A 25,932-nucleotide genomic window follows, 5' to 3' on the forward strand; every position below is an offset into this window, starting at 1 on the left:
CTTCGGCATTTCGGGAAAGGACTTGTTTCCCTGCCCGGCTGACGTTCGAAAGGCAATTCGGCCGCGATACGGCCACCGACGAAGCGCTCCTCGGCGGCGACCGACCACGACGGCGGGAAGCCCCGGTCAGGCGGATCTGCGACACCGCGGTCACTCTCAGCTCCCGCCACCGCGACCCCGGCGGCGGCGGGCTCTTTTTGTTGCGCAAATAGCCAAAATCCCCATCGCACACGTAATCAAGATCGCCGTTCCCCGACTAGGTTTCGATTTCATAGCGCTTCCCCGCGACGGCGCTTTCCGGGTTCCCCGCCTTCTCCACCCGTGCTAGAAACTGGTCTACACCACCCGTGGTGTAGACCAGTTCGCGGTTGGCCCCCTGTGCCCATCCCCCGACCGACCGCCATGCCGTTAGGAACCCACCCCCATGAGTCAGTCTGCGCAGGCACCGGCGCCCGCCACGGCTCCGGCCGCGCCAAGCCCCGCCAAGAAGTTCGGCCAGAACGTCCTCCAGGGCCTGCAGAAGATCGGCCGCAGCCTCCAGCTGCCGGTCGCCGTCCTCCCGGCCGCCGGTATCCTGCTCCGGCTCGGCCAGCCCGACGTCTTCGGCAAGGACGGACTCGGCTGGGGAAAGGTCGCCGAGGTCTTCGCCACCGCCGGTGACGCCGTGTTCAGCAACCTGCCGCTGCTGTTCTGCGTCGGTGTCGCGATCGGCTTCGCCAAGAAGGCGGACGGTTCCACCGCGCTGGCCGCCCTGGTCGGCTACCTGGTCTTCCACAACGTGCTGACCGTCTTCCCGATGGACGGCACCGTCACCGCGGCACTGCCGGCCGGAAAGCCGCAGAACCCGGGCGTCTTCGGCGGCATCGTCGTCGGCCTGCTCAGCGCCGTGATCTGGCAGAAGTACCACCGCAAGAAGCTCGTCGACTGGCTCGGCTTCTTCAACGGCCGCCGCCTCGTGCCGATCATCATGGCCTTCGTCGGCACCCTGCTCGGCGTCGTCATGGGTCTGGCCTGGGGCCCGATCGGCACCGGCCTGACCCACGCCAGCGACTGGCTGACCGGTCTCGGCGCCGCCGGCTCCGGCATCTACGGTGTCGCCAACCGCGCGCTGATCCCGGTCGGCATGCACCAGTTCCTGAACACCTTCTTCCAGCAGCAGGTCGGCAGCTTCACCGACGCCTCCGGCCACACCTGGACCGGCGACATCCCGCGCTTCTTCCACAACGACCCGACCGCCGGCCAGTTCATGTCGGGCTTCTTCCCGATCATGATGTTCGGCCTGCCGGCCGCCGCCCTGGCGATCGCCCACACCGCGCGCCCCGAGCGCCGCAAGGCCGTGCTCGGCATGATGATCTCGGTCGCGCTGACCAGCTTCGTGACCGGTGTCACCGAGCCGATCGAGTTCTCGTTCATGTTCATCGCCCCGGTGCTCTACCTGATCCACGCGCTGCTCACCGGCCTCTCGATGGCCATCACCTGGAGCCTGGGCGTGCACGACGGCTTCGGCTTCTCGGCCGGCCTGATCGACTACGGGCTCAACTGGAACCTGGCCACCAAGCCCTGGCTGATCATCCCGATCGGCCTGGTCTTCGCGGCGCTGTACTACTTCCTGTTCCGCTTCGCGATCACCAAGTTCAACCTCAAGACCCCCGGTCGCGAGGACGACGACGAGATCGAGGACGTCACCAAGGCCTGACGCCCGCGTCCCTCCCGTCCGAAGGGCCCCGCCCCGCCGCCGCTCCCCCGGCGGCGGGGCGGGGCCCTTCGCGCACCCGGACGCCCTGGCGTTCCAGCGCGTGGAAAGGGCGGCGGACGAACCGACGGAAGCCCTGGTCAACTGAGGCGGTGAACGCCTCGTGCCTCACGCCCCCCTGAGCCGGCCCTAGATCCACCCGCGCCGGGCCGCGTGCACGCCGGCCTGGAAGCGGCTCTCCGCGCCCAGGCCGGCAGTCAGTTCGGCGACCAGCCGGCGCACCGTGCGCTCCGACACCTCCAGCTTCCGGGCGATCGCCGCGTCCGTCAGCCCGGCCGCCAGCAGTCGCAGCACGGCGCGTTGACGATCGGTCATCTCGCGTTCCTCCGGTCCGAGCTCCGGCGGCGTCCAGGCCGCCGACCAGAAGTACTCGAACAGCTCCGCCACCAGTTCGACCAGCGCCGGCTCGCGGACCACCACCGCCGCCTCGGCGGCCGGAGCGTCCCCGCCCGGTCCCGAACCGGGCGCCGGCAGGATCGCCAGCCGGGCGTCCACCACGATCAGCCAGAGCGGCAGCGAGTGCGCCGCCCTGATCCTGGCCCCGGCCCCGGTCAGCTCCCGCACGTGCGCCAGCACGGCCGGGCGGCGCAGCGCGGCGGCCGGGTAGATGGTGCGCAGGGCGGCGCCGTGGGCGAGGGCGAGGCGTTCGCGGGCGAGTTTGCCGGCCAGGGCGGGTCCGGAGAGGTCCTGGCCGGGGCGCAGGGAGAGGGCTTCGGTGCGGGCGCCGCGGGCGGCGTCCTCGAGCAGGGCGGCGATCCGGTCGGCGCCGCGGACGAGTTCGAGGCCGGTGCCGGTTCCGCTACCGGTTCCGGTGCGGTGGCGCTGTTGGACGGGCAGGTAGCCGGTGTGCAGCCGGTCGACGGATTCGCGGGCGTGACGCAGGGCGGCGACGAGGGCGGTGACCTGGGTATCGGCGTCGAGCAGGAGCTGGCGGACGGCGGTGTCGACCGAGACGGCGGTGCCGGTGGGGGCCGTGTCGGGGGCGGCGGCCGGCTGGAGCAGCCCGAGGGTGTGCAGTTCTGTGGTGGCGGCGGCGAGCCGGGGGGCGTCCCAGTCGAGGCCGAGTGCCTCGGGCGGGTGGCCGGGTTCGGCGAGCAGGCGGGCGTAGAGCCGGGTGGCGTCGGTGCCGGTGGTGCTCTCCATCGGGCGCAGCCTAGTGCGGGTGGGGCGGGGCCGGTCGGGGGTTTCCGCTCCGCGAGACGGCGCGGTCGCCGTCGGCCCGCGGGCCCGGGCGGCCCCGGCGGAGTCCGCGTTGCGGGACGGGTCTTCCGCTCCCGGTCATGGCCGGTTCCGGTCGGCCCGGGTGGGCTGACCTGCGGTGCGGTGGCGCGCAGGATGTGCGGCATGGCTCTTCCCGAAGCTTCGACGATCTGGTTGGACGGCTCCCTGGTGCCCTGGCGGGAGGCCCGGGTGCACGTCCTCACGCACGGCCTGCACTACGGCACGGGGGTGTTGGAGGGCACCCGGGTGTTCGCCACGGCGGACGGTCCGGCGGTGTTCCGGCTGTCCGAGCACCTGCGCCGGCTGGACCGCAGTGCCCGGATGATCCGGATGGAACTCCCGTACGATCTCGCCGACTTGACGAAGGCGACGGTGGACCTGGTGCGCGCCAACGGCCACCGGGAGTGCTACCTGCGGCACTTCGCGTTCCTCGGGTACGGCTCGATGGGCATCGACATGCGGGCGTCGCCGGTCACCGTGTCGATCGCGAGCTGGGAGTGGCTGGGCCAACTCCCGCCCGCGGAGGGCGGGATCACGTTGAAGACGAGCAGCTGGCGGCGGAACGACCCGAACGCGGTGCCGCCCGCGGCGAAGGCCACCGGCCCGTACCTGAACTCGGTGCTCGCCCGTCGGGAGGCGAATGACGCGGGCTACGACGAGGCGCTGCTGCTCGGTCCGGACGGCACGGTGAGCGAGTGCACCGGGGAGAACGTGTTCACCGTGCGGGACGGGGTGCTGCGCACGCCTCCGTCGAGCGCGGGCGCTCTGGAGGGCATCACCCAGGACACGGTGCTGACCCTGGCCCGCGACCTGGGGGTGGAGGTCCGCGTGGAGGGCCTGCTGCGCTCGGATCTCTACGCGGCGGACGAGCTCTTCGTCTGCGGCACGGCGGCGGGCGTCATCCCGGTCCGTGCCCTGGACGACCGTGCGCTCCCCGAGTCTCCCGGCCCGGTCACCGTCCGGTTGCGGGAGGCGTACCAGGCGGCCGTGACGGGCGCCGACCCGCGCTACCGGCACTGGCTGACGCCGGTGCTCTGACCGGGGTCGGCCGCGACACCGTACGGGTCCCGGCAGCGAACGGGCCCCGGCACCGGACGGGCCCCGGCGGGGCGGGGCGGCCCGGTCAGATCTCGTACACCGCGCCGGCGCGGGCGATGTCGACCGGGCCGGTGTAGGCGGCGGCCGCGTCGCGGCGGTTGTGCTCGGCGTCGGTCCAGGGGGGGATGTGGGTGAGGACGAGCCGGCGGGCACCGGCGGCGGTGGCGTGCTCGCCGGCTTCGCGGCCGTTGAGGTGGACGGCCTGGTAGGTGTCGCGGCCGTCGATGTACGCGGCCTCGCAGAGGAAGAGGTCGGTGTCGCGCGCGAGTTCGACGAGTTCGGCGCTCTCGCCGGTGTCGCCGCTGTAGACGAGCGAGCGGCCGCCGTGTTCGAGGCGGAAGGCGAAGGCGTCGACGGGGTGGTTGACCTGGGCGACGTCGATCCGGAACGGGCCGAGGTCGAAGCTGCCGGGGGTGAGGGTGCGGAACTCGAAGACCTCCTTCATGCCCGGGTTCTCCGGCATGTCGTAGGCACGGGCGAGCCGCTCGGCGGTGCCGGCCGGGCCGTACACGGGGAGCAGTTCGGGGCAGCCCTCGGCGCGGTAGTTGCGGGCCACCCAGTAGGCGCACAGGTCGACGCAGTGGTCGGCGTGCAGGTGGCTGAGCAGGACGGCGTCGACGTCGTAGAGGCCGGTGTACTTCTGCAGGGCGCCGAGGGCTCCGTTGCCGAGGTCGAGGACGACGCGGTAGCCCTCCGCCTCGACCAGGTAGCTGGAGCAGGGCGAGTCGGCGGACGGGAAGCTCCCCGAGCACCCCACCACGGTCAGTTTCATCCGAGCCCCTCCACCCCGACACGTCCTGGCTGCTGTTGGAAAACGGCATGGAAAACGGCAGGCCGGGCCGGTGGACCGGCCGGTAGCACTGCGTTGGTGTGTCGAGGGTAAGGGTGGAGCGGCACTTTGCCCCCGTCCCCGTGCCGGGCTGTGGCTGGAATCACCAGAACGCCGGGGACGGGACCGGGGGCGGGAGCGGAGGTGGGGGCAGGGGCGGGGGTGTGGGTGGGGATCAGCGGCGCCGGGGGCGGTTGCGGGCCCAGGCGCGGATGGTGTCGGGGTACCAGCGGGGGTGGCCGTTGGCGTCGGTCACGTCCGGGTCGGGCAGCAGACCGTGCCGCCGGTAGTTGCGGACGGTCTCGGGCTGGACGTTGATGTGGCGGGCGATCTCGGCGTAGGACCACGGTTCGGCGCTACGGCTCATGCGCACCGTCCGGTTGTTCGCTCGCTGCGCTCACTCACGAGGCACCTCCGGGGGGCGGGGGCGGACGTTCGTGACGCAGCCTGTCCGGGCGCGAGCCGGACGTACGGCGCGGAACGGGCACAGTGGCGGTTTCGTGACGAACCGGGAGCAACGCGCGGACAAATACTCAACTGTCACAGCCGACACGGTGGTGGCGTCCGCCCCCGGCCCGGTACGGTTCGCCGCATGAACGGCATGACTGGTACCTGGGTCGTCCTGGCGGTGGTCGGCGTCGCGCTGGTGGCGGCGGTCGTGGCGCTGATGGCACGGCGCACCCGCCCGGCCCCGCGCCCGGCGGGGCCGACCGGCCCGCGTCCGCGCCCGAGCACCAGGGCCCGCCCGGAGCCGCAGGAGATCTGGTGGGCGGAGGTGCCGTTCGAGGACGGCCCCGGGTCGAAGGACCGCCCGTGCCTGGTGCTGCGGGTGAACGCCCGGACCGCCACCGTCGCGAAGATCACCAGCAAGCACCACGCCGAGCGCCCGGGCGTACTGCCGCTGCCGCCCGGTTCGGTGGGCGACCGGCAGGGCCGGGTCAGCTGGCTGGAGACCGACGAGCTGCGCGAGGTGCCACTGTCGGCCTTCCGCCGCCGGGCCGGCACGGTGGACCGGCAGGTGTGGGCCCGGGCGCAGCAGGTGCTGAACTAGGGCCTGCCCCGAGGCGGGCCCGCGAGCGGGCTACGCCCAGAGCTGGCCCTGCAGCGCCTCGACCGCCGCCTCGGTGGACTCGGCGGTGTAGATGCCGGTGGACAGGTACTTCCAGCCGCCGTCGGCGACCACGAAGACGATGTCCGCGCGCTCCCCCGCGGCCGCGGCCTTGCGGCCGACACCGATCGCCGCGTGCAGGATGGCGCCGGTGGAGACGCCCGCGAAGATGCCCTCCTGCTGCAGGAGTTCGCGGGTGCGGCGGACGGCGTCGGCGGAGCCGACCGAGAAGCGGGTGGTGAGCACCTCGGCGTCGTACAGCTCGGGGACGAAGCCCTCGTCGAGGTTGCGCAGCCCGTACACCAGGTCGTCGTAGCGCGGTTCGGCGGCGACGATCTTCACGCCGGGGACCTTCTCGCGCAGGTAGCGGCCGACGCCCATCAGGGTGCCGGTGGTGCCGAGGCCGGCCACGAAGTGGGTGACGGTCGGCAGGTCGGCGAGGATCTCGGGGCCGGTGCCGGTGTAGTGGGCGCCCGCGTTGTCGGGGTTGCCGTACTGGTAGAGCATCACCCAGTCGGGGTGCTCGGCGGCGATCTCCTTGGCGATCCGGACGGCGGTGTTGGAGCCGCCGGCGGCCGGGGAGGGGATGATCTCGGCGCCCCACATGCGGAGCAGTTCGCGCCGTTCCTCGCTGGTGTTCTCGGGCATCACGCAGACCATCCGGTAGCCCTTGAGCTTGGCGGCCATGGCGAGCGAGATGCCGGTGTTGCCGCTGGTGGGCTCGAGGATGGTGCAGCCCGGGGTGAGCCGGCCGTCGGCCTCGGCGCGCTCGATCATGTGCAGCGCCGGACGGTCCTTGATCGAGCCGGTCGGGTTGCGGTCCTCCAGCTTGGCCCAGAGGGTGACCAGGCCCTCGGTGTTGCCGGGGACGGCGGCGGACAGCCGCGGCAGGCGGACCAGCGGGGTGTTGCCGACGGCTTCGAGCGGACTGTCGTAACGCAAGGGAGGCCTCCGGCCACGGCGGTGAGGGTCACACGGCGGTGAGGGTCACGAGGGGTGGTTCCCCCGCCGGTGGCGGGGGAACCGGGAGGTCGGCGGGGTAACCGGGATCAGCGGGCGCCGCCGGCCACGGCGGGCAGGATGGTGACGCTGTCGCCGTCGGCGAGGGCGGTGGAGATGCCCTCCAGGAAGCGGACGTCCTCGTCGTTCAGGTAGACGTTGACGAAGCGGCGCAGCTCGCCGCCGTCCAGCAGGCGGGCGGCGATGCCCGGGTGGCGGGCGTCGAGGTCGGTGAAGAGTTCCCCGAGGTTGCTGCCGTTGCCCTCGACGGCCTTGGCGCCGTCGGTGTAGGTGCGGAGGATGGTCGGGATGCGGACCTCGATGGCCATGGGTGCGCTCCTGTGCGAGTCGTGGAGTGGGTGGGCCGCAGCGGGCGCGGCAGGGCGGACGGGTGCCCGGGGCTCGGCGCCGCCGCGGGAGCGGCGGGCCCGGGTGGGGGTGCGGCGGCTCTCAGCGCGAGCGCGCGGGCGTGCCTGGACAGATCGCGCCGGCGTGCCGGCACAGGTCGATGTGCAGGCGCGCCACGAGGCGGGTGCCCGGGGCCTGGTTGCTCACATCGACGGAACGCATGGGCTCATCGTATAGATTCCCGGGCCCGCTTAGACATGCCCGTCTCGGGATCCGGATGTTCCCGTTCCCAGTGCTGAGACGACAGGGGCCCGCCGACCGTTCGCGAGGGGTCGGCGGGCCGCGTCCGGGTGGGTGCCGGTCAGGCCTGGTAGGCCTCGACGACCTGGACGTCTTCCTCTGTGATCTCGCCGTCCACGATGCGGAACGAGCGGAACTGGTAGGGGTCGCCCTCGCCGTTGCCGTCGGCGGTGGAGACCAGGACGTAGTGGGCGAACGGCTCGGAGGCGTAGCTCACGTCGGTGCGCGAGGGGTAGGCCTCGGTGGCGGTGTGCGAGTGGTAGACGATCACCGGCTCCTCGTCGCGGTCGTCCATCTCGCGGTAGAGCTTGAACAGGTCGCCCGAGTCGAACTCGTAGAAGGTGGGCGAGCGGGCGGCGTTGAGCATCGGGATGAACCGCTCGGGCCGTCCGCTGCCGGCCGGCCCGGCGACCACGCCACAGGCCTCGTCCGGGTGGTCGGCGCGGGCGTGGGCCACGATCCGGTCGCGGAGTTCTCGGGTGATGGTCAGCATGCGGTCAGGATAGCCACGCCCCGGCGGCTGTCCGCCGGGGCGTCCGAGGCCCGGGCACCGGGCGTCCGAGGCGCGGTCAACGGGTGTCCGCGGGGCGGTTCCGGTGCCCGTACGAGGGGCGGGTTCAGCCGGCCTGCGGGTTGTCGACGGCCTGCGGATTGTCGACGGCCTGCGGGTTGCGGCGCTGGAGGAAGCGGTAGCCGATCACCAACAGCAGCGCCCAGCCCGGGAAGACGTAGAGCGAGATCCGGTTGTCCTCGTCCAGGCCGATCAGCACCACGACCAGGGCGAGGAAGGCGAGCGCGGCCCAGCTGACCCAGGCGCCGCCGGGCGCCTTGAAGGAGGGTGCGGGCAGGTGGCCGGCCTTCCAGGCCTTCCGGTAGCGGATCTGGGAGATCAGGATCATCGCCCAGGTCCACAGGCCGCAGACCGTGGCGACCGAGGTGATGTACTCGAACGCCCGTGCCGGGACGAGGTAGTTGAGCACCACGCCGATGCCCATCAGCAGGCTGGAGACGGTGATCGCGAAGGCCGGGGTGCGGCGGGAGTTGAGCTTGGTGAGCTGCCCGGGGGCCTGTCCGCGCAGGGCGAGGTCGCGCAGCATGCGGCCGGTGGAGTACATCCCGGAGTTGCAGGAGGAGAGCGCGGCGGTGAGCACCACGAAGTTGATGATGCCGGCCGCCGCCGGGATGCCGATCTTGCCGAAGGCGGCGACGAACGGGCTGACGCCGGGCTGGAATTCGGTCCACGGCACGAGCGAGAGGATGACGACCAGGGCGCCGATGTAGAACAGCGCGATGCGCCAGGGCAGGGTGTTGATGGCGCGCGGGAGGGTCTTCTCGGGGTTCTCGCTCTCGCCCGCGGTGACGCCGACGAGTTCGACGCCCAGGTAGGCGAACATGACGATCTGAAGGGTCATCACGGTGGAGCCGATGCCCTTGGGGAAGAAGCCGCCGTCCTGCCACAGGTGGGTGATCGACGCGGTGTCACCGGCCTTGCTGAAGCCGAGGGTGAGCACCCCGACGCCGATCAGGATCATGCCGATGATGGCGGTGACCTTGACCATGGAGAACCAGAACTCGATCTCGCCGAACAGCTTCACCGAGATCAGGTTGGCCGCGTAGAGGACGACCAGGAAGGTCAGCGCGCTGGTCCACTGGGGTATGCCGGGTGCCCAGAACTTCACGTACACGGCGGCGGCGGTGGTCTCGGCCATGCCGGTGACGACCCAGAACAGCCAGTACGTCCAGCCGGTCACGTAGCCGGCGAAGGGGCCGAGGAACTCCCGCGCGTACTCGGCGAAGCTGCCGGAGACCGGACGGTAGGTGAGGAGTTCACCGAGGGCGCGCATGATCACGAAGATCACCAGGCCGGCGATGGCGTAGGAGAGGATCAGGCTCGGGCCGGACTTGGAGATCGCGGTGCCGGCGCCGAGGAAGAGGCCGGTGCCGATCGCTCCGCCGATCGCGATCATCTGGATCTGGCGGCTGCCGAGTCCCCGCTCGTAGCCCTCCTCGTCCGGCTTGGTCTCGACCACATGGTCGGACAACTTCTCGGCCATGATGCACCGTCCTGGTCGTCTCGGGGGTGGAGAAGTCGTACCACGCGACGTCCGGACAGCGGTGCCCATCTGAGCGATATTTGAGCATGACCTGTCAGGGTTTGTCCTATTTTGCATGGAAAGGACCCAGCGAATCGTCCACATGCTGGACGAAACCGCCTGGGCTTGCCCGAAACCGGGCAGGCTTGCCCCGGAAGCGCGAACGGGAGCGGACCGAGCCGCTCCACGTTCACGCAGGAATTGCCTTGAGTTCAGGCCCTGTTCACTTGTCCGGGACTCTGCTCACCCGACCGGGCCCTGCCCACTCGGCCCTACCCCACGCGGCCCGGCCCGTTCGCCCGGCCGACGCCGCTCAGTCGGCCATCGCCTCCAGCAGCGACTCCTGCAGCGCCCCCAGCCACAGGTACGCCATCACCAGCGGCTTGCGCTCGTCGCCGTCCGGCAGCGCGTAGAGGCCCTCCTCCTCGCCCTCGGTGACCTCCAGCCGGACGCCGAGGGCCAGCCGCAGGTCGTTCAGCGCACCCAGCCAGCGCGGGCAGTCGGGGGTGCCCAGCTTGAGCACCCCGTCGCCGCCGAGGCCGTCCAGCGCCCGGATGACGAACAGCGCGTCGTCCCGCTTGCGGGCCCGCAGGTCCAGCTCGGTGAAGCGGCGGAACTCCCCGGACGCGGCCGTGGCCTCGTCGTCGTCCGGCTTCTCCGGGTCCCCGTAGGCGTCCGGGAAGAACCGGGCCAGCACCGGGTCGGCGGGCGCCTCGGTCGGCCCCTCGGCGAACAGCGCGGCCAGCGGGTCACCGCCCTCCCCGCCCGGGCCGGGGCCGATCAGCTCCAGCAACTGCACTTCCAGCGAGCGGAGGATGGAGGCCTCCCACTCGTCCAGCGCGATCGTCGCGCCGCCACCGCCGGTGCTCTCGAACAACCCAGCCATCTGTATCGGTCAGCCCGTCTTCGTCGTCTTCGGTCATCCGGCCGGCGGTCCGGCTCCAGTCGCGCCGCAGCGCCGGTCGTGCCGCAGCGCCGGTGATGCTGCGGCGTCAGTCGTGCTGCAGCGTCGCCCAGAGGCCGTAGCCGTGCATCGCCTGGACGTCGCGCTCCATCTCCTCGCGGGAACCGCTGGAGACCACCGCCCGCCCCTTGGTGTGGACGTCCATCATCAGCTTCCGGGCCTTGTCCTTCGGATAGCCGAAGTAGGCCTGGAAGACGTACTGGACGTAGCTCATCAGGTTGACCGCGTCGTTGTGCACGATGGTCACCCAGGGCGTGTCCGGCTCTGCCACCGGCAGCCCTTCGACCTCAGGGCGCTCGATCTCCGCGGGCGCGACACTCACGCCGGGTCCTCCTCGCTGCACACTCGTCCGTTACTCCTCAAGCCCCATGCTGCCATCCGGGGGACACCCGGGCGATTCCGACCCGGCCCACCGGCCCGAGCCGAAGGGCGCGTCGGGGCCGACCCTCGGCACCGGATCCCGGGCGCCCGGGGGGCCCGCCGACGAATCACTCCGAGAAATCGTCACTCTGACGCTAAGTGGTAGTAGCATCATCCGCATGGACGCCACTTCAGTGCGCGCGGCCGGCTCGACCGCGCTACTCACCGACCGCTACGAGCTCACCATGCTGCAGGCCGCCCTGCGCAGCGGGGCCGCGCACCGCCACTCCGTCTTCGAGGTGTTCACCCGTCGCCTGCCCGGCGGCCGCCGCTACGGCGTCATGGCCGGCACCGGCCGGGTGCTCGACGCCGTCGAGAACTTCCGCTTCTCCACCGCCCAGCTCGACTGGCTGGCCGGCCAGGGCGTGGTCGACGAGGACACCCTGCGCTTCCTCGCCGACTACCGCTTCCGCGGGGACATCCAGGGCTACCCCGAGGGCGAGGTCTACTTCCCCGGCTCGCCGCTGCTCACCGTCGAGGGCAGCTTCGCCGAAGCGGTGATCCTGGAGACGGTGATCCTGTCGATCCTCAACCACGACTCGGCGATCGCGGCCGCCGCCTCCCGGATGACCGCCGCCGCCGGCGGCCGCCCGGTGATCGAGATGGGCGCCCGCCGGGCCCACGAGCAGGCCGCCGTCGCCGCCGCCCGGGCCGCGTACGTGGCCGGGTTCGCCGCCACCTCCGACCTGGAGGCCGGCTTCACCCACGGCATCCCGACCACCGGCACCGCCGCGCACGCCTTCACCCTGGTGCACGACAGCGAGCGGGACGCCTTCCGCGCCCAGATCGCCTCGATGGGCAAGGGCACCACGCTGCTGGTCGACACCTTCGACCTGCGCGAGGCCGTGCGCACCGCGGTCGAGGTGGCCGGCCCCGAGCTGGGCGCCGTCCGGATCGACTCCGGCGACCTCACCCTGCTGGCCCACCGGGTCCGCCGCCAGCTGGACGAACTGGGCGCCGAGAAGACCCGGATCATCGTCACCTCGGACCTGGACGAGTACGCGATCGCCGCCCTGGCCGCCGCCCCGGTGGACGGCTACGGCGTCGGCACCAGTCTGGTCACCGGCAGCGGGCACCCGACCTGCGCCATGGTCTACAAGCTGGTCGCCCGGGCCGGGACCGACGGCGGGCCGCTGGTGCCGGTGGCCAAGCGCGCGGCGGGCGGCAAGACCAGCATCGGCGGCCGCAAGTGGGCCGCCCGCCGGCCCGACGCCGACGGTGTGGCCGAGGCCGAGGTGGTCGGCACCGGGCCCGTCCCGGACGAGCTGCGGCCGCACCTCGTGCAGGTGCCGCTGGTCCGGGCCGGCGAGACGGTCGGCCGGGAGCCGCTGAGCGCCGCCCGCGAACGGCACATCCGCGCCCGGGCCGCGCTGCCCCTGTCGGCCACCCAGCTCTCCAAGGGCGACCCGGTGCTGCCGACCGAGCTGGTCCTGCCGACCGACCCGACCCACTGACCCGTACGGCCCACCGAACCGTACGACCCACTGACCCGACCCGACCCACTGACCCGTACGACCCACCGGCCGACGCGGTCCGCCGACCCGGCCCGTCGTCAGTCGGTCGCCACGCGGAGGCCCCGGGTCCGGCCACCGGGCCGGCCCCGGGACTTCCGCCCCCGCGCGGCACTCCCTAGAGTCAGCCGTAGAGTTCCCCGGAGCTCCCCGAGAACCCCCGAGCCCCGCACCGCCGGGCCGAGTACTCCCGAGGGCTCCCCCACCGGGGCGCCGCCTCCCGCGGGCCCCCGACATCCGAGGATGCGAGCCATGCACCGGGCACTGATCGTCGTCGACGTTCAGAACGACTTCTGCGAGGGCGGCAGCCTGGCCGTCACCGGCGGCGCCGAGGTGGCCGCCGCCATCACCGACCTGATCGCCGAATCCTCCCCCGGCTACCAGCACATCCTCGCCACCCGCGACCACCACATCGACCCGGGTGCGCACTTCTCCACCGAGCCGGACTACGTCGACAGCTGGCCGCCGCACTGCGTGGCCGGCACCGAGGGCGTGGGCTTCCACCCGAACTTCGCGCCCGCCGTGATCTCCGGCGCGGTCGAGGCGGTCTTCGAGAAGGGCGCCCACTCGGCGGCGTACAGCGGCTTCGAGGGGCTGGACGAGAACAACCGCGGTCCGGTGGAGTGGCTGCGCGAGCGACAGGTCGACGAGGTCGACGTGGTGGGCATCGCCACCGACCACTGCGTCCGGGCGACCGCGCTGGACGCCGCCCGGGCGGGCTTCGCCACCCGCGTCCTGCTGGACCTCACCGCCGGGGTGGCCGCGGAGACCACCGCCGCCGCGCTGGAGGAGCTGCGGGCGGCCGGGGTCGAGCTGGTCGGCACACCGGTGGTCCGTTCCTAGCGCCCCCGCCTGACGCCCCCTGACGCCCCGTGATGCCCCGTGATGCCGCGCCGACGGCACCGGGAGGACACCGGGAGGTTCAGACCACCAGAAGCTCCACCACGTCCGTGCCGCCGACCCGATGGGCCTCGCGCAGCTCGCCGCCGACCGCGTCCGGGTCGGCGGCCAGCCGGGCCCCGGAGACGTACACCACGCGGATGCCCAGGTACTCCATCCGGTGCTGGCCGCCGCGCACCCAGGCCGCCTCGCCCTCGCTGACGCAGCGCAGGTCCGAGTCCACCTCCACCGCGACGCCGCGCTCCGGCCAGTAGAGGTCCGGGACGGCGATGTACGTGCCGCGGCGCATCCGCAGCTCGGGGGCGTTCAGCGGGACCGGCAGCAGCCACTCGTCCACCAGGTGACCGACCCGCTCCAGCACCGAGTCCCGCTCGGCGGCGAGGAGTTCGTCCAGCGCGGCACGCACCCGGGGCTCGTCGGTCAGCCCGGACTCGATCAGCTCGGCGGCCAACTCGCGTACCGTGCAGCCGTTCTCGCCACGGGAGACGGCTTCCCGCAGCACCGCGCGCACCGGCGCCGGAGCCCCCGGGTCCGCCGTCCACTCGCCGAGCGCGTCCGCGACCGCCCGGGCCACCGGCGCACAGGCCAGGCCGTGCACCGAGCGGGCCACCAACTCCCGTTCGGTGCGCCGGATCCGCACCTCGCCGACGTCCTTCAGCCGACGCTGGCGGGGCACCAGGACGTCCACCCCGGTCACCGCGGGCAGTCGGGGCACGGCCGCGAAGCCGTACAGCGCCAGCGCGGCCGCCCCGGTGATCACCGCGCCCTCGCGGCGGCCCTCCTCGCGACCGTTCTGCGCCGCGTACAGCAGCGCGGCCCAGATCCGCTGCTCCGGGGTGGGCTCGTCGGACTGCAGCAGGTAGACCCTGGGCAGCAGCCGCCGCCAGGGGCCGCCCCGGCGGCAGTGCTCGGTGACGACACGAGCCGGCACGCCCCGGGTGCGCAGCTGACTCGCGGTGACGACGTTCTGCTGACGCTTCGCCAGCTCCTCCAGCGACAGCGGAGGCGAGGGAATCCGGTAGCTCATGCCGACACCATCCCCAACCGCCGCGACCCGCGACCGGGAGCCTGACGCACTGTTACGCAACCGTCGCGAAACCGGGACCAGCCCGCACTAAAGTCCTCATACCCTCACTCATTTGGAGTAATTGACGCCCATACAGTTGTCATATCTGATTGAAAACGATCGCCGACCTGGTCGCCTGACCCAGAGTGACCAAGGGCATACGGCGAGGGACCCTCCGGGCGTCAATCCCACCCCAAGGATTGCCTAGGCTTACGTCATGTCACGTGACGAGACCGCCGGCCTCCGCGCGGCCCAGCTCCGCCTCGGCCGCCTGCCCGGATACGTCCGCCGCCCGGACCCCGCCCGCCGGAGCGGCGAAAAGGGCCATACGTACAAGAAGGGCTGGGAGGTCCGCTTCACCGCCCGCAGTGAAGCCGAGATAGCAGAGATCCGCGACCTGGTCGTCGCCGCCGGATTCGCCCCGGCCAGACCGTTCTTCAAAGGCCACCAGCTCATCCAGCCGGTCTACGGCATGGCGGCGGTACAGGCCTACCTGGCCGCCAGACAGGCGGCCGAGGAACACGCCGCCCGGGCCGCGGTCGGCCGACGCCGACGAGCCGCGACGGGACGGCCTCCCGGAGGACACGGCACCACCGGCGGACACACTCCGGCGGTGCACGCGGCCGGGGCGCACGGCCCTGGCTCGCACGCCTCCGGGGCGCACGCGACCGGGGCGCACGCCGTCGGTGCGGCACACCGGTGCGAGCGCGAGGAGGCCGCCGCCGGAGCAGCTGCGGCGGCTGCGGCCGCAGCCGCCACGGCCGCGCAGGCCGCCCGGCGACGGGCCGTCGAGTCCTTCCCCGCCCAGCTCGAACGGGACACCGCCCCCGACCGGCTCTCCCCGTCGGAGGCCGGGACGACCTCCTGACGGACAGCCTCCCGACGGACGAGCTCCCGGCGGGCGACCGCACCACTCGTCCGCTTCGGCCGCCCGCTTCGCCCGTCCGCTTCGCCCCGGCCGCCGAAGCCAGCTTCAGGCCGCCGGGGCGTGGTCGATGTGCACGGGGGCGACCGGCAACCGCAGGACCACCCGGATCAGCGACCCCGCCCCCGACCACGGCCCCGGACGCGGCCCCGGATGCGGCCATGCGTGTGGTCGTACGGGCGGTCGTGGTGACGCCCTCGTCCCTGTCCGCACCCCTCGGCGCGTTGATCGCCGCGGTAATCGTGAGCGCGGTTGCGCGGGTGGTTGTGCGGGCGCGGGTTCGCGCCGGGGGCGTGGACGTCAGCCGTCACAAGCCCTACGGTGGCACATCAACTGCCTTGCAGTCATGGCCGTCCTATACCCCCTGACCAGCTGCGACGCGCTCGCACCTACGCCTCCCCCGCCACTGCGCGGCACCGCCCCGCCGGCCCCGCGCCGGTCCGCCGCCCGGCCGCTCCACCACCGCTCCGCACCCGGTCGTCACCGGAACCGGCCGGGCGGCGGCGGGTTCCGGGCATTCCATCGGATTGGTCACCCAGCGCACCGAGGGCCTACCGTAGAGTGAGCACAGATGATCGACCGCCAAAGACCCATCTCCCTTTCCGAGAAGACGAGATGACCAACCGTCACACGACTTCCGCCGAGCCACCCCCGGGGCCCGGCGAGCCGGAGGACGTACCTCTGGAGTTCACCGCATTCTGCGAACTCCACCGCCCCCGGTACCTCAGCTACGCCCGGGTGTGGCTGACCGAGCGCAGCGACGCGGCCACCGCCGTCCAACAGGCCTTCGCCGAAATCGCGGTGCACTGGCGCGAGTTGATGGGCAGCTCCAACCCGACCGCGCACGCCTGGGAGATCCTGCGCGGCACCGTCGCCCAGCACACCCGGCGGGAGTCGCCGGACCCGGACCGCCACCCCGCCGAGGACGACCTGGCGATCCTGCACTACGTCGTCGGCCTCGCCGCCCCCGAGATCGCCGACGTCATCGGCACCGACGCCGCCAGCGTCGCCGGACGACTGCGCCGCACCATGCTGCGCGAGGCCTCCGGCTGGTGACCTCGCGCCCCGCGCGACCCTCGGAGGGTCTCAGACCCGCTCGCCCGTCACGTCGCACAGGTGGTGCACCGGGTCGTGGATCAGGTACCGGGAGAACGACTCGACCGTGAACCGCGCCCCGTCGGAGCGGCTCCCGATCCGCAGCCACTGCTCGCCGGCCACCCGCTCGAAGGCCGCGGCCAGCGTCTCCGCAGCCTCCGCCAGCTCCCCCGCCACCACCCGCGGCAGCTGCTCCCCGTAACGCTCGGCGACGGCCGTCTCGTCCTGGTCCCAGTTCGCGAACAGCGGGTCGTCCCGGTCGAGCATGAGGTTCAACCGGACGTGGAACAGCCGGAAGACGTCCCGGACGTGGCACGCGTACTCCAGGTCCGACCAGACACCCGGCTCCGGCCGACGGCGCAGCCCGTCCTCGTCCCCGGCCAGCACCGCCAGCCAGCCCTCCGCATTGGCCCTGATCATCCCGGCGACATCCGCGGGCACCACCTTCGGTGTGTCCAACCCACAGTCGGAGCACGGGCGTTCGAGCACCCAGGTCCAGTCCTTGGTGTCGGGGACGATCTCCCCGGCGGCGCCGGAGGCGTTCGTGGCGTCCGTGGCGTTCGCGGTGTCCGTGGCGTTCGCGGTGTCCGGGGCGTTCTCAGAAGTGCTCATGGGCCCAGCATGGCCGCCACCGCAAGCACCCCACCAGCGGCAGGAACGCCAGCGGCCGCCGAAATACTGCCAGCCCCGTCGGGCCCCGCTCAGCGCTCCCGCTCGTACTCCACCCGCGCCGCCAGCAGACCGCCCAGGTGCTCACGGCTCCACGCGCACACCGCGTCCATCGGCCCCAGCAACGTCCGGCCCAACGACGTGAGCGCGTACTCGACCCGCGGCGGATTCCCGCCGTACTCGGTGCGGTCCACCACACCGTCCTGCTCCATCGAACGCAGCGACTCCGCCAACACCTTGGCGGTGATCCCCACCAACGGCACCCGCAACTCCGAGAAGCGGCGCGGACCGCCCTCCAGGCAGCACATGATCTTCCACGCCCACTTCCGGCTGCCCAACACCGGCACGGCCGGCACCGGGCAGTCCGGGAAGAAGTCCGCCGTCAACGGCACCGCGGCGCCACTCTGCTCCACACTCACTGCCGTACCCCCAGTCATACCCCGACCGTACCCGCCGCCGCCCCGGCCCCACCCGACGTCCCCCCAGTACCGCCCCGGTACCGTTGAAGTAACCGGCACCCCCCGGTCTACCGTCACCACACCGGCGGGCGACAACGCCCGCCCCAACGGACGGAAGACCGCCATGACCAGCAACGACACCACCGACGCCACCGCCCCGAAGGACGACCAGCACACCACGGACGTCATCGTCTACGGCGCGGGCGGCCAGGTCGGCCGCGCCGTCATCGCCGAGGCCCTCCGGCGCGGACTCACCGTCACCGCCGCCGTCCGCCACCCCGAACGCCACACCGACCTCGACCGCGACGGCGTCACCCTCCTGCGCTGCGACGTCACCGACCCCGCCGCCATCGCCACCACCGCCCCCGGTCACGCCGCCGCCGTCAGCAGCATCTACACCCCCGACACCCCCTCCACCGACTTCTACCGTGCCGCCACCACCGCCCTGGTCACCGGCCTCGGCCAAGCCGGCGTGCGACGCCTCGTCCACGTCGGCGTCGCCACCACCCTGCAGACCACCCCCGGCACCGCCATCCACGACGACCCCGACTTCCCCGACGCCTACCGCGCCTTCTCGCTCGGCCACAGCGCCGCCCACGACCTCCTCCACGCCTCCCCCACCACCCTCGACTGGGTCGTCGTCACCCCGCCGATGGACCTCGACCGCACCGCCCCCGGCACCGGCCGCTACCGCGTCGGCGGCCCCCACGTCCTCGGCCCCCGCATCGCCCAGGCCGACCTCGCCACCGCCATCGTCGACGAACTCACCACCCCCACACACCACCGGGAACAGATCGCCGTCGCCGAATGAAACGCGTGGACGAACCGGAACCCCCCGGCCATCCTGAGCCGCACGACCGCCGGCCCGCCCACACCTACGCAAATCCGGCTTCACCCTCGAAGACCGCGCCCGCGAGGCCCCCCTGGGACAACCGCTACTGGGACGTCCTCCACATGGCCGCCCTACGGGAGGAATGGCTGAGCACTCACTGATACGTCCCGCCGGCCGCCGCCCGCTTCCGCCTCCTCGCCCGCACCACGAGTACGACCACAAACACCACACCACAGACAAGCGCAGCCCACAGCGCCAGGCCGATCGCCACCCCGACACCAAATCCAATTCCGCTGCTGCTGCCATCCCCCTCAGGAACCATGACCTCCGCAGAGGGCTCGTCCGTGGCCTCATCCATCGGAGGAGGCGTACCCCGCGATTCCTTCCGCCCGACCAGGGGATTGTCCTGAGACCCGTTGTCCACGGCCGGATTCGCTTCCAGAGCCTTCGCCGGTGCAAGGAGCCCGTACCCGTACCGGTTGTTCGGCACCGCCGACCCATCGGCCGGAGGCGTGGCCGACTTGATCATCCGATTGATCACCTGCCCGGCGGACAGGTTCGGGTACTTGGAACGAATGAGTGCCGCAGTCGCAGAGACATAGGCAGTGGAGTCCGAGGTGCCGTTCCTACGCTCGTAGCCCGTCGATGACTTCAACGCGGAACGGTAGATCCCCACGCCAGGAGCGGTGAGCGTGGTCTCGACGCCCGACGTGGAACGGTCCCATGCTGCCCCGTTGGAGTCCACAGCCCCCACGGCTACAACCCCGGGGAAAGCCGCCGGATAATCAGCGCCAAAGCCAGAGCCGCTGTTGCCGGTACTGGCCACGAGCACGACGTCCTTCGACACCGCATAGTTGACAGCTTTACGCAACTTCGAGTCGAATCGATAATTACCTCCGAGAGAAATATTGACGACCTTCGCACCGTGATCCACCGCAAACCGAATCGCGTCCGCGAAATCGTTCTGCTGGGAATCAGGCGTCGGCTGGGGATCCGAGTCGCCGCTGTCGGTTACCACCTTCACCGGAAGAATCTTCGCCTTCGGGGCCAGGCCCATAACCCCTTCCCGGGAACCATGTCCATGCCCCGCGATCAGGCTGGCCATCCCGGTGCCATGGCCGTCGGTGTCCACGCGGCCGTCTGAGCTCGCACCGGAGAAGTCAGCCCCAGGAAGCACCTGCCCGCTCAGGTCCGGCTGCTCCTGGCTCACCCCGGTGTCAATCACACCTACGACCACGCCGTCACCTTGGCTGATCGGCCAGACCTTCGCTTCGGCCTCGAACGTCTTCAGAGCCCATTGCTGATCCCTGATCTGATCGGCCGACGCCGCTGGCACGGCGAAGCCCACCATCAGTACCCCGGCGGCCAGTGCCGCCGCACCACGCGCCACCCGGCGGCTCGTCAAACCTGGTCACCTCACTCAGCGAGGCATCCCGCAGGTCACCGACCTGCGGGATGCGATCAGATCACCAGTCCGTCCACGGACCGGCTTCATTCCACCACGTTCGGGTTGGCCGGCTTGTCTGACGCCCAGGTCTCGTCGTCCTCGACGAGGTAGTCCGGCCGCTTGCCACCCTTCTCCCGATCCTTCTTACGTCCTTGCGCCCCGCTCAGCGGGACACCGGGAGAGGCACTGTTCGCGCTCGGTGCAACCGGCTCAGCCCGGACCCGGTTTCGTGCTCCCAGCCCGGATCCGCCTTCCGTAAAGGCCTGCTTACCTCGTGCTCCGGCCCCCGGTTTCGCCGCCTCTCCGGCAGCCCCGCCCGGCCGCGCCAGAGACCCTGCCGACTGCTTGCCGCCGGGCACTCCGCGGACTCCTGCGCCGGTACCCGGATAAACCTCGCCGCCGCCGACTCCCCCGTTGCGCGACCCAGGACCCTCCACCCGCGTGACACCACCCGGGATCTCCCTGCTGCCGGAGCCGACCTTGCCCTGGCCAACAACCGGCCCGACCGGCGAAAGGGATGTGTTCGGGCCATTAGAACGGGCGGTCTCATGCCCGCCACCGCCCCCGAACGGCCCGTTGATAGGGGTCCCGGTCTGGACAGTGTCCAGTCCTGAGGTCTGGGTCCCGGCGAGCACGGGACTCGGCAGACTCCCATTCGGCAGAGGCACTGGCCTGCCGGAGATTCCTTCAGCGGATCCTTGGCTCGATGAGCCCGACGACTTCAGGGGAACCTGAGCTGTTCCCCCTTTGATCCCCGAGTCGGCCGGAGCAACAGACGCACTCCTCGATACGGAGCGAGCCTGCATCGAAGGTTGGGAGGACTTCAAACGCTGCGGCGGCGGAACGCTCGCCCCCCTTGTCGATACACCCACCGACGTACCAGACATCATCGCAGCCGCCGTCGCCGCAGCTCCGATCGGATCGTCTTGCGGTCCGTCCGCACGGTCGTCCTTCGGCGCTGGTGGCTTCTTAGGGTCATAGGGCGGCGGAGCCTTCAGGGCCGGGGTCGCGATGCGGTAGTGCATGGCGAGGGTTTGCATGATGGTGGCGGCTTCGGCCTTTTTGCGGTCGGCGATGGGGATGTGTTCGTCGTCGCTGTCGCTGAAGACGGCGGAGACGCCGTCGCCGACGGTGTCCTTGAACTTGTCCCAGTTGCCGGGTTCTTCGGGCATGTCGCGTTTGGCCTTGGCCATGGCCTCGGAGACGTTGTGGAGGATGTTGGCCGCGTCGTTGGCGTAGGCGGCGGCGTTGTTGATGCTGGCGGCCAGGTTGAGCATGCGGGTGTGGAAGGCGTCGCTGGTGGTGCCTTCCCAGGTGGTGGCGGCTTCGGTGCTGGCTTTGGTGAGGGTGAGGCGGATCTGTTTGAGGGTGTCGGCGGCGGTGCGCCAGGGGTCGCCGGCGGCCATGACCGTGCCGGGGTCGAGAGCCTGTGCCATGGAGCGGAGTTGGGCGTGGCTGTATTTGGTGAAGTCGGTGTAGACCACGGGCGGTTCGCCTCCGTTCGTGTCCGGGCGGGCGGCGGTCAGATGGTGGCGTTGCCGCGGTTGGACGGGGTGAGGTTCTTCTCGTACGCGGCCTGGCTGGTTGTGGAGGGTTGTTCGACGGACCAGCCGTCGCCGCCGAGTTTGAGTTTCTGCGCGGTGTGCTGGTCGTGTTCCTCGTACGTGGTGGCGGTGAGGTCGGCCTTCTGCTGGGCTTCGTTCACGGCTTCTTGGAGCTGGTTGAGGACGTCGCGCAGCGCGTCCCGCATGGTGCTGTAGCGGTCGTGGATCTCGGTGGCTTCGGCGAAGGTGCCGAAGGTGTTCTTGCCGACGCCGCTGCGTCCGTGTGTGGCGGTGCCGTCGGCGTGTTTCTGGAAGTCGGCGAGCAGGAGCCGTACTTGGCCGGCGAAGGTGCGGAGTTGTTCGGTTTCGACGCGGTAGCCCTGTCCGGCTCCGCCGGTGGATCCGGTACCGGTGCCGGTACCCGTCCCCTTGCCTGTCCCCGTGCCTGATCCCATCTCGGCGCCCCCCGTGCGTCCGTCCCTGGCGGTCGGGGCCGGGCCCCGGTGTCTCATGTCTAACACACGGGGCCCGAATCCCGCCCGGGGCTTGGTCAGTTCGCGGTCGTCCCGCTGCGCTGGGCTTCGGCGAGGGCGCGGCGGCACAGGGAGTCCGCGTGTCGGGTGGTTTCGGGGAGGCGGTAGCGGTGGGCGAGGTCGAGGGTGGTGCGGACGGCGGTGTCGAGGCCGATGCGGTGGCCGACGGAGACGAAGACGGGTTTGACTCCGGGTCGGGTGCGGACGGCGCGGCCGACTTCTTCGCCGGTGGTGGGGTCGGTGAGCGGGGTCCAGGAGCCGCGGGGTGCGTCGGGTTCGTGGTGGTCGAAGGTGAAGGGGGTTTTGGCGACGCCGAGGGTGCGCAGGCCGGTGAGGACGCCGAGGTGGCTGGCGAGGCCGAGGCGGCGGGGGTGGGCGAGGCCGTAGCCGTCGCAGACGACGGTGTCGGGGGTGTGGGTGAGGGCGGCCAGCGCGTCGAGGACGGCGGGCAGTTCGCGGAAGGCGAGCAGTCCGGGGACGTAGGGGAAGGCGATCCGGCCGACGGCGGTGGCCTGTTCGACGACGTCCAGGGTGTCCTGGTCGAGCAGGACGGCGGCGGCGACGACGAGGTCGCGGTCGTCGTCGTAGGCGACGTCCACGCCGGCGATCAGTCCGCTGGGGGGCTCCTGGTCGTCGTGGGCCTGGACGAGGGGGCGCAGTCGCTGTTGTTCGGCGAGCGCCTCGGCCTCGGTGGTGGGCCAGTCGGCGGGAATGGGCACGGTCGGTTCCCCCGGTGAGTGGTGATGGTGCGCTGCGGCGCGTGGTGGTGCGTAGTGGCGTGTGGTGTCGACAGGTTCCGCTTCACCGTACAGACCGGGGCGGACGACCCTGGGGTGAGCCCGTGCGCCCCCTGTGCCCCCGGGCCGGTGGATTAGCCTGGAGGTAGCGAACTGCCTTGCCGGGTAGGACTTCTGGAACCGGCACCATTCCCGCCCGTTTCCTCCGACGTGCGAAGGACCCCCGCCATGCCGCGTCCCTCCGCTGCCCAGGCCTGCCTCGGCTCGTTCACTGTCGTCGCCGCCACGGTGGCGCTGCTGGCTGTCTCGGGCGCCTCGGGCGTCCTGGCGGTCGCGGTGCTGGTGGTGTTCTCGCTGGCGCTCGGCACCGTGGTGACGGTGCTCTCGCTGTCCGCTTCGGCCACCGCCGCGAAGCCGGGCCCGGCCGGGACCTCCCACGCCACCCCGGCGTCCGCTGCAACCCCGGCCACCCCGGCCACCCCCGCCACCCCGGCCTCCCCGGCCGCCCCTGCCACCCTTCCCGCCGCCGCCGAACGCGCGTACGCCCGGCAGCAGTGATCCGCCGCCGGGCGCGGGCGCGTTCCGTGCCGCCGCTCAGACGTTCGTGGTGACCACCACGGTTTTCGCGGCCTTGTCGTGCACGCACTGCCGATACGGCTTGTCGAAGACGCCGAAGATCCCGTCGATGACCCACCAGAGCGCGGCGCAGCAGAGTACGGCCGGGAGGATGAAGACCGCCGAGCGGGTCCAGGCGGCGGACTGGGTCGGGGTGTTGCCGTCGATGAGCATGGCGACGCGGATGTTCATCGCCTTCTTGCCGAGGGTCTGGCCGTCGTGGCTGAGCATCAGGGCGTCGTAGATGAGGTAGATGCCGCAGGCGAGCCAGAAGGCCTCGGCCGAGCCGTTGCGTTCGCTGAGGTCGACGAAGGGCGCCACCACGAGCACGGCGATAGCCTGAACGATGAGGTAGTCGATCAGCCGGGCGCCGATCCGCTTGGGCCAGGTGCCGAGCGGCGGCATGCCGGGGACCGGTCCGGCGCCGGGGGTCCCGTATGCGCCGGGGCCGTAGCCGGTGCCGTAGCCGGACGGGGGCGGGCCGTACGGGTTCTGGCCGTGCGGGTTCTGACCGTGGGCCGGTCCGCCGTACGTGGTTCCTCCGTAGGTGCCCTGGTACGCGCCGGGGCCGCCGGCCGCACCGTCGGGCGGGCCTTCCGACGTGCCTTCCGACGGGCCCTCGGACGGGGTCGGGCCCGACGGCTCGCCTTCCGGCGTGCCGCCGCCCGGCTGCGGGGACTGCTTGTCGAAGGAGGGCTTGCCGCCCCCCTCCGGCTGGGAGCCTGAGGGGTCGTGGGTGCTCATGCCCCGAGTAGAACATCGCACATTCTTGAGGTTCGGGATATTTCGTCCGTTTTGCTGCCTCGGGCACGGAAAGGGCCGAGGGCTGCAGGGCCCACCACCTCAGCTGCGGAGCCCACCGTCTCAGGCCCGCACCACCCGGGTCCGGGCCGCTCGGTCCTGCCACCCGCGCCTCGCCGGACGGTCGAACACCGGCCAGACCAGGCCGAGCAGCAGCACCACGCCCACCTGTCGGACGGCCCACCGGAGCAGCGAGCGGCCGAGGCTCAGCCGGGTCTTGGCGGCGGGGGCGGCGGCGTCCACCACGCGGATCCGGGCCAGCCTCTTGCCGAAGGTCTGGCCGGTACGGGCGATCGGCAGCACCTCGTGGAGCAGGCTGACGAAGAGCAGGATGCCGATCAGCACGGCGATCTTGCCCAGCACCACGTCGTCCACCAGCCAGACCTGGACCTGACGGCGGGTGAGGGCGCTGGCCATCCGGGCCTGGTCGAGCTTCTGCTGGAGGTGCTCGGACACCGAGTTGCCGAGTGGGATGCCGGCTGCGACGGCGACCACCAGCAGCACGGCGGTGTCCACTGCCCGGGCCGCCAGTCGGCGTCCCAGCCCGGCCGGCACGGCGGCGGGGGCCGCGGAGCGACGACGGGCGGCGGCCTGCCGGGCCGGCCGCACGGCGGGCAGCGGAGTGGTGGGGGCGACTGCGGCGGCCGCGACCGGCCCCGTGGACGCAACAGGCCCAATGGACACAGCGGACACGACGGACGCAGTGGGCGCGGCCGGGCCCGACACCGAGATCGCCTGCTCCGAGGCCGCGCCCGAGCCCGAGCGCGTGCCCGCGCCCGTGCCCGCCATCGCTTCCTCGATCACCGACGCCATGACCGCCGGCGCGACCACCACCGGCACCGCGCCCGAGGCCTCGACGAATGGCGTCGGGGCCGCCCGCACCACCGCCGCCGTGGCGGGCGCGACGGCGGCGGCCAGTTCCACGCCAACAGAAGCGCGCTCCGGTTCCGCGCGCCCCTCTTCCTCCTCGGACGCCCCCGGAAGCACCCCCCAGGAGACCCAGCGCGGCGCATCGCCGGTGTCCATCAGTCCCCGTTGCGCCCGCGGATCGGCCTGCCATCCCGACTCCCCGGGCATCGCCTCGGCCGCGGCCACCGCCTCGGGCGCCGTACCGACCACCGGCTCGTCGATGCCCCCTGCCGTCGGCCCGACGGTCCGGAACACCGGCCCGCCGATCACCTCCGCCACCCGCGGCCCGAGCACGAAGGACGCCCCGCCCGAGGTCTGGTCGAAGTACACCGGCCCGGTGTCGCCCCCGCCCGCAGGTGTCCGCCCCTCCGCCGCAGGCGCCGACACCGGCACCGGCACCGGCACCGGCACCGACATCGGCACGGCCGCCGGAACCGCGGCCACCGGCACCACCGGCGGCGGCACCGCCCGCGCCGGCGGCCCGGCCTGGTTGGGCCGGCGGGTCGCGTACCGGGGCGGCTCCAACACCTCGCCCTCGGCGGGCGAGGGTCGGCTGGTGCCGGGCACCCAGGCCGAGCCGCCCCAGTACCGGACGAAGCCGGGGATGGAGGGGTCGGGGTAGTAGCCCGGCTCGGGTGCGACGGCCGGGTCGCCGTCGGCGAAGGAGCGGTCCGTCATGGGGGTCTTCTTTCCTGGCAGGTCCTGATGAGGGCAAGGAATGGGGGCAAGGAAGAGGCGAGGAAGGACGAGGGACGGC

Annotated in this window: 28 protein-coding genes; 9 read left to right on the forward strand and 19 right to left on the reverse strand. The window is 72.0% G+C overall.

Annotated features, from left to right (window positions below; translation table 11 throughout):
* The first annotated feature begins 424 nt into the window (after positions 1–424).
* A complete protein-coding gene (locus ACZ51D_RS24320) occupies positions 425–1,696 on the forward strand; it encodes a PTS transporter subunit EIIC (RefSeq protein ID WP_360496904.1) in 1,272 nt (423 codons plus the stop codon).
* A 186-nt stretch (positions 1,697–1,882) separates the two neighbouring features.
* On the opposite strand, the gene ACZ51D_RS24325 is transcribed toward ACZ51D_RS24320, so the two are convergent.
* The gene (locus tag ACZ51D_RS24325) at positions 1,883–2,896 is read right to left on the reverse strand and encodes a helix-turn-helix transcriptional regulator (RefSeq protein WP_465620406.1); all 1,014 of its coding nucleotides are present in this window, start codon (positions 2,894–2,896) and stop codon (positions 1,883–1,885) included.
* A gap of 201 nt (positions 2,897–3,097) precedes the next feature.
* On the opposite strand from ACZ51D_RS24325, the gene ACZ51D_RS24330 reads away from it, so the two are divergent.
* Positions 3,098–4,012: a branched-chain amino acid transaminase gene (locus tag ACZ51D_RS24330; protein ID WP_465620404.1), complete on the forward strand. Its 915-nt coding sequence runs from the start codon at positions 3,098–3,100 to the stop codon at positions 4,010–4,012.
* An 85-nt stretch (positions 4,013–4,097) separates the two neighbouring features.
* Here ACZ51D_RS24330 and ACZ51D_RS24335 read toward each other — a convergent pair whose 3' ends face one another.
* Both ACZ51D_RS24335 and ACZ51D_RS24340 read right to left on the reverse strand, forming a co-directional pair.
* A complete protein-coding gene (locus ACZ51D_RS24335; RefSeq protein ID WP_465620403.1) occupies positions 4,098–4,844 on the reverse strand; it encodes an MBL fold metallo-hydrolase in 747 nt (248 codons plus the stop codon).
* Between the two features lie 232 nt (positions 4,845–5,076).
* Complete coding sequence (locus ACZ51D_RS24340) at positions 5,077–5,268, reverse strand: MerR family transcriptional regulator (RefSeq protein WP_465620401.1); 192 nt, start codon at positions 5,266–5,268, stop codon at positions 5,077–5,079.
* Between the two features lie 225 nt (positions 5,269–5,493).
* Between ACZ51D_RS24340 and ACZ51D_RS24345 the strand changes: the two genes are divergently transcribed.
* Positions 5,494–5,952: a type II toxin-antitoxin system PemK/MazF family toxin gene (locus ACZ51D_RS24345; protein WP_465663518.1), complete on the forward strand. Its 459-nt coding sequence runs from the start codon at positions 5,494–5,496 to the stop codon at positions 5,950–5,952.
* 30 nt (positions 5,953–5,982) lie between these two features.
* On the opposite strand, the gene ACZ51D_RS24350 is transcribed toward ACZ51D_RS24345, so the two are convergent.
* The 7 genes from ACZ51D_RS24350 to clpS form a co-directional block, all read right to left on the reverse strand.
* On the reverse strand, positions 5,983–6,951 hold the full coding sequence (locus ACZ51D_RS24350) for a PLP-dependent cysteine synthase family protein (RefSeq protein ID WP_465620397.1): 969 nt from the start codon (positions 6,949–6,951) through the stop codon (positions 5,983–5,985).
* A 107-nt stretch (positions 6,952–7,058) separates the two neighbouring features.
* Positions 7,059–7,337: a MoaD/ThiS family protein gene (locus ACZ51D_RS24355; protein ID WP_360496886.1), complete on the reverse strand. Its 279-nt coding sequence runs from the start codon at positions 7,335–7,337 to the stop codon at positions 7,059–7,061.
* Positions 7,338–7,458: 121 nt separating this feature from the next.
* A complete protein-coding gene (locus tag ACZ51D_RS24360) occupies positions 7,459–7,578 on the reverse strand; it encodes a putative leader peptide (protein WP_317621128.1) in 120 nt (39 codons plus the stop codon).
* 139 nt (positions 7,579–7,717) lie between these two features.
* Positions 7,718–8,149: a M67 family metallopeptidase gene (locus tag ACZ51D_RS24365; protein ID WP_360496883.1), complete on the reverse strand. Its 432-nt coding sequence runs from the start codon at positions 8,147–8,149 to the stop codon at positions 7,718–7,720.
* A 124-nt stretch (positions 8,150–8,273) separates the two neighbouring features.
* The gene (locus tag ACZ51D_RS24370) at positions 8,274–9,710 is read right to left on the reverse strand and encodes an amino acid permease (RefSeq protein WP_465663519.1); all 1,437 of its coding nucleotides are present in this window, start codon (positions 9,708–9,710) and stop codon (positions 8,274–8,276) included.
* A gap of 352 nt (positions 9,711–10,062) precedes the next feature.
* Positions 10,063–10,635: a DUF2017 domain-containing protein gene (locus ACZ51D_RS24375; RefSeq protein ID WP_465663520.1), complete on the reverse strand. Its 573-nt coding sequence runs from the start codon at positions 10,633–10,635 to the stop codon at positions 10,063–10,065.
* Between the two features lie 106 nt (positions 10,636–10,741).
* Positions 10,742–11,035, reverse strand: a complete 294-nt coding sequence (gene clpS / locus ACZ51D_RS24380; protein ID WP_360253397.1) for an ATP-dependent Clp protease adapter ClpS — start codon at positions 11,033–11,035, stop codon at positions 10,742–10,744.
* Between the two features lie 217 nt (positions 11,036–11,252).
* On the opposite strand from clpS, the gene ACZ51D_RS24385 reads away from it, so the two are divergent.
* Complete coding sequence (locus tag ACZ51D_RS24385; protein ID WP_465620390.1) at positions 11,253–12,587, forward strand: nicotinate phosphoribosyltransferase; 1,335 nt, start codon at positions 11,253–11,255, stop codon at positions 12,585–12,587.
* A gap of 309 nt (positions 12,588–12,896) precedes the next feature.
* A complete protein-coding gene (locus ACZ51D_RS24390) occupies positions 12,897–13,487 on the forward strand; it encodes an isochorismatase family protein (protein ID WP_465620388.1) in 591 nt (196 codons plus the stop codon).
* A gap of 79 nt (positions 13,488–13,566) precedes the next feature.
* Here the strand turns inward: ACZ51D_RS24390 and ACZ51D_RS24395 are convergent, their stop codons facing one another.
* A complete protein-coding gene (locus ACZ51D_RS24395) occupies positions 13,567–14,571 on the reverse strand; it encodes a hypothetical protein (protein WP_465663521.1) in 1,005 nt (334 codons plus the stop codon).
* Between the two features lie 256 nt (positions 14,572–14,827).
* Between ACZ51D_RS24395 and ACZ51D_RS24400 the strand changes: the two genes are divergently transcribed.
* Positions 14,828–15,478, forward strand: coding sequence for a hypothetical protein (locus tag ACZ51D_RS24400; protein WP_360496866.1), 651 nt, complete (start codon positions 14,828–14,830; stop codon positions 15,476–15,478).
* Between the two features lie 672 nt (positions 15,479–16,150).
* Entirely contained in the window at positions 16,151–16,591 is a 441-nt protein-coding gene (locus ACZ51D_RS24405) for an RNA polymerase sigma factor (protein ID WP_360496864.1), read from the forward strand.
* A gap of 30 nt (positions 16,592–16,621) precedes the next feature.
* On the opposite strand, the gene ACZ51D_RS24410 is transcribed toward ACZ51D_RS24405, so the two are convergent.
* Positions 16,622–17,242, reverse strand: coding sequence for a DinB family protein (locus ACZ51D_RS24410; protein WP_465620383.1), 621 nt, complete (start codon positions 17,240–17,242; stop codon positions 16,622–16,624).
* An 89-nt stretch (positions 17,243–17,331) separates the two neighbouring features.
* The gene (locus ACZ51D_RS24415; protein ID WP_465663522.1) at positions 17,332–17,736 is read right to left on the reverse strand and encodes a winged helix-turn-helix transcriptional regulator; all 405 of its coding nucleotides are present in this window, start codon (positions 17,734–17,736) and stop codon (positions 17,332–17,334) included.
* 145 nt (positions 17,737–17,881) lie between these two features.
* Here ACZ51D_RS24415 and ACZ51D_RS24420 point away from each other — a divergent pair, with 145 nt between their 5' ends.
* Positions 17,882–18,568: an NAD(P)-dependent oxidoreductase gene (locus ACZ51D_RS24420; protein ID WP_465663523.1), complete on the forward strand. Its 687-nt coding sequence runs from the start codon at positions 17,882–17,884 to the stop codon at positions 18,566–18,568.
* A 175-nt stretch (positions 18,569–18,743) separates the two neighbouring features.
* On the opposite strand, the gene mycP is transcribed toward ACZ51D_RS24420, so the two are convergent.
* The 4 genes from mycP to ACZ51D_RS24440 form a co-directional block, all read right to left on the reverse strand.
* Complete coding sequence (gene mycP, locus ACZ51D_RS24425; RefSeq protein ID WP_465663524.1) at positions 18,744–19,994, reverse strand: type VII secretion-associated serine protease mycosin; 1,251 nt, start codon at positions 19,992–19,994, stop codon at positions 18,744–18,746.
* 86 nt (positions 19,995–20,080) lie between these two features.
* Positions 20,081–21,520, reverse strand: coding sequence for a WXG100 family type VII secretion target (locus ACZ51D_RS24430; protein WP_465663525.1), 1,440 nt, complete (start codon positions 21,518–21,520; stop codon positions 20,081–20,083).
* 38 nt (positions 21,521–21,558) lie between these two features.
* Complete coding sequence (locus ACZ51D_RS24435; RefSeq protein WP_360496845.1) at positions 21,559–22,035, reverse strand: type VII secretion target; 477 nt, start codon at positions 22,033–22,035, stop codon at positions 21,559–21,561.
* Positions 22,036–22,130: 95 nt separating this feature from the next.
* A complete protein-coding gene (locus tag ACZ51D_RS24440) occupies positions 22,131–22,832 on the reverse strand; it encodes an endonuclease V (protein ID WP_465620375.1) in 702 nt (233 codons plus the stop codon).
* Positions 22,833–23,078: 246 nt separating this feature from the next.
* Here ACZ51D_RS24440 and ACZ51D_RS24445 point away from each other — a divergent pair, with 246 nt between their 5' ends.
* A complete protein-coding gene (locus tag ACZ51D_RS24445) occupies positions 23,079–23,408 on the forward strand; it encodes a hypothetical protein (RefSeq protein WP_465663526.1) in 330 nt (109 codons plus the stop codon).
* A 36-nt stretch (positions 23,409–23,444) separates the two neighbouring features.
* Here the strand turns inward: ACZ51D_RS24445 and ACZ51D_RS24450 are convergent, their stop codons facing one another.
* Together ACZ51D_RS24450 and ACZ51D_RS24455 are read right to left on the reverse strand one after the other, a co-directional pair.
* A complete protein-coding gene (locus tag ACZ51D_RS24450) occupies positions 23,445–24,209 on the reverse strand; it encodes an RDD family protein (protein WP_465620371.1) in 765 nt (254 codons plus the stop codon).
* Between the two features lie 120 nt (positions 24,210–24,329).
* Positions 24,330–25,853, reverse strand: a complete 1,524-nt coding sequence (locus tag ACZ51D_RS24455; protein WP_465663527.1) for an RDD family protein — start codon at positions 25,851–25,853, stop codon at positions 24,330–24,332.
* Positions 25,854–25,932 lie beyond the last annotated feature (79 nt).

It is taken from the genome of Kitasatospora sp. NPDC033851 (assembly GCF_055576085.1).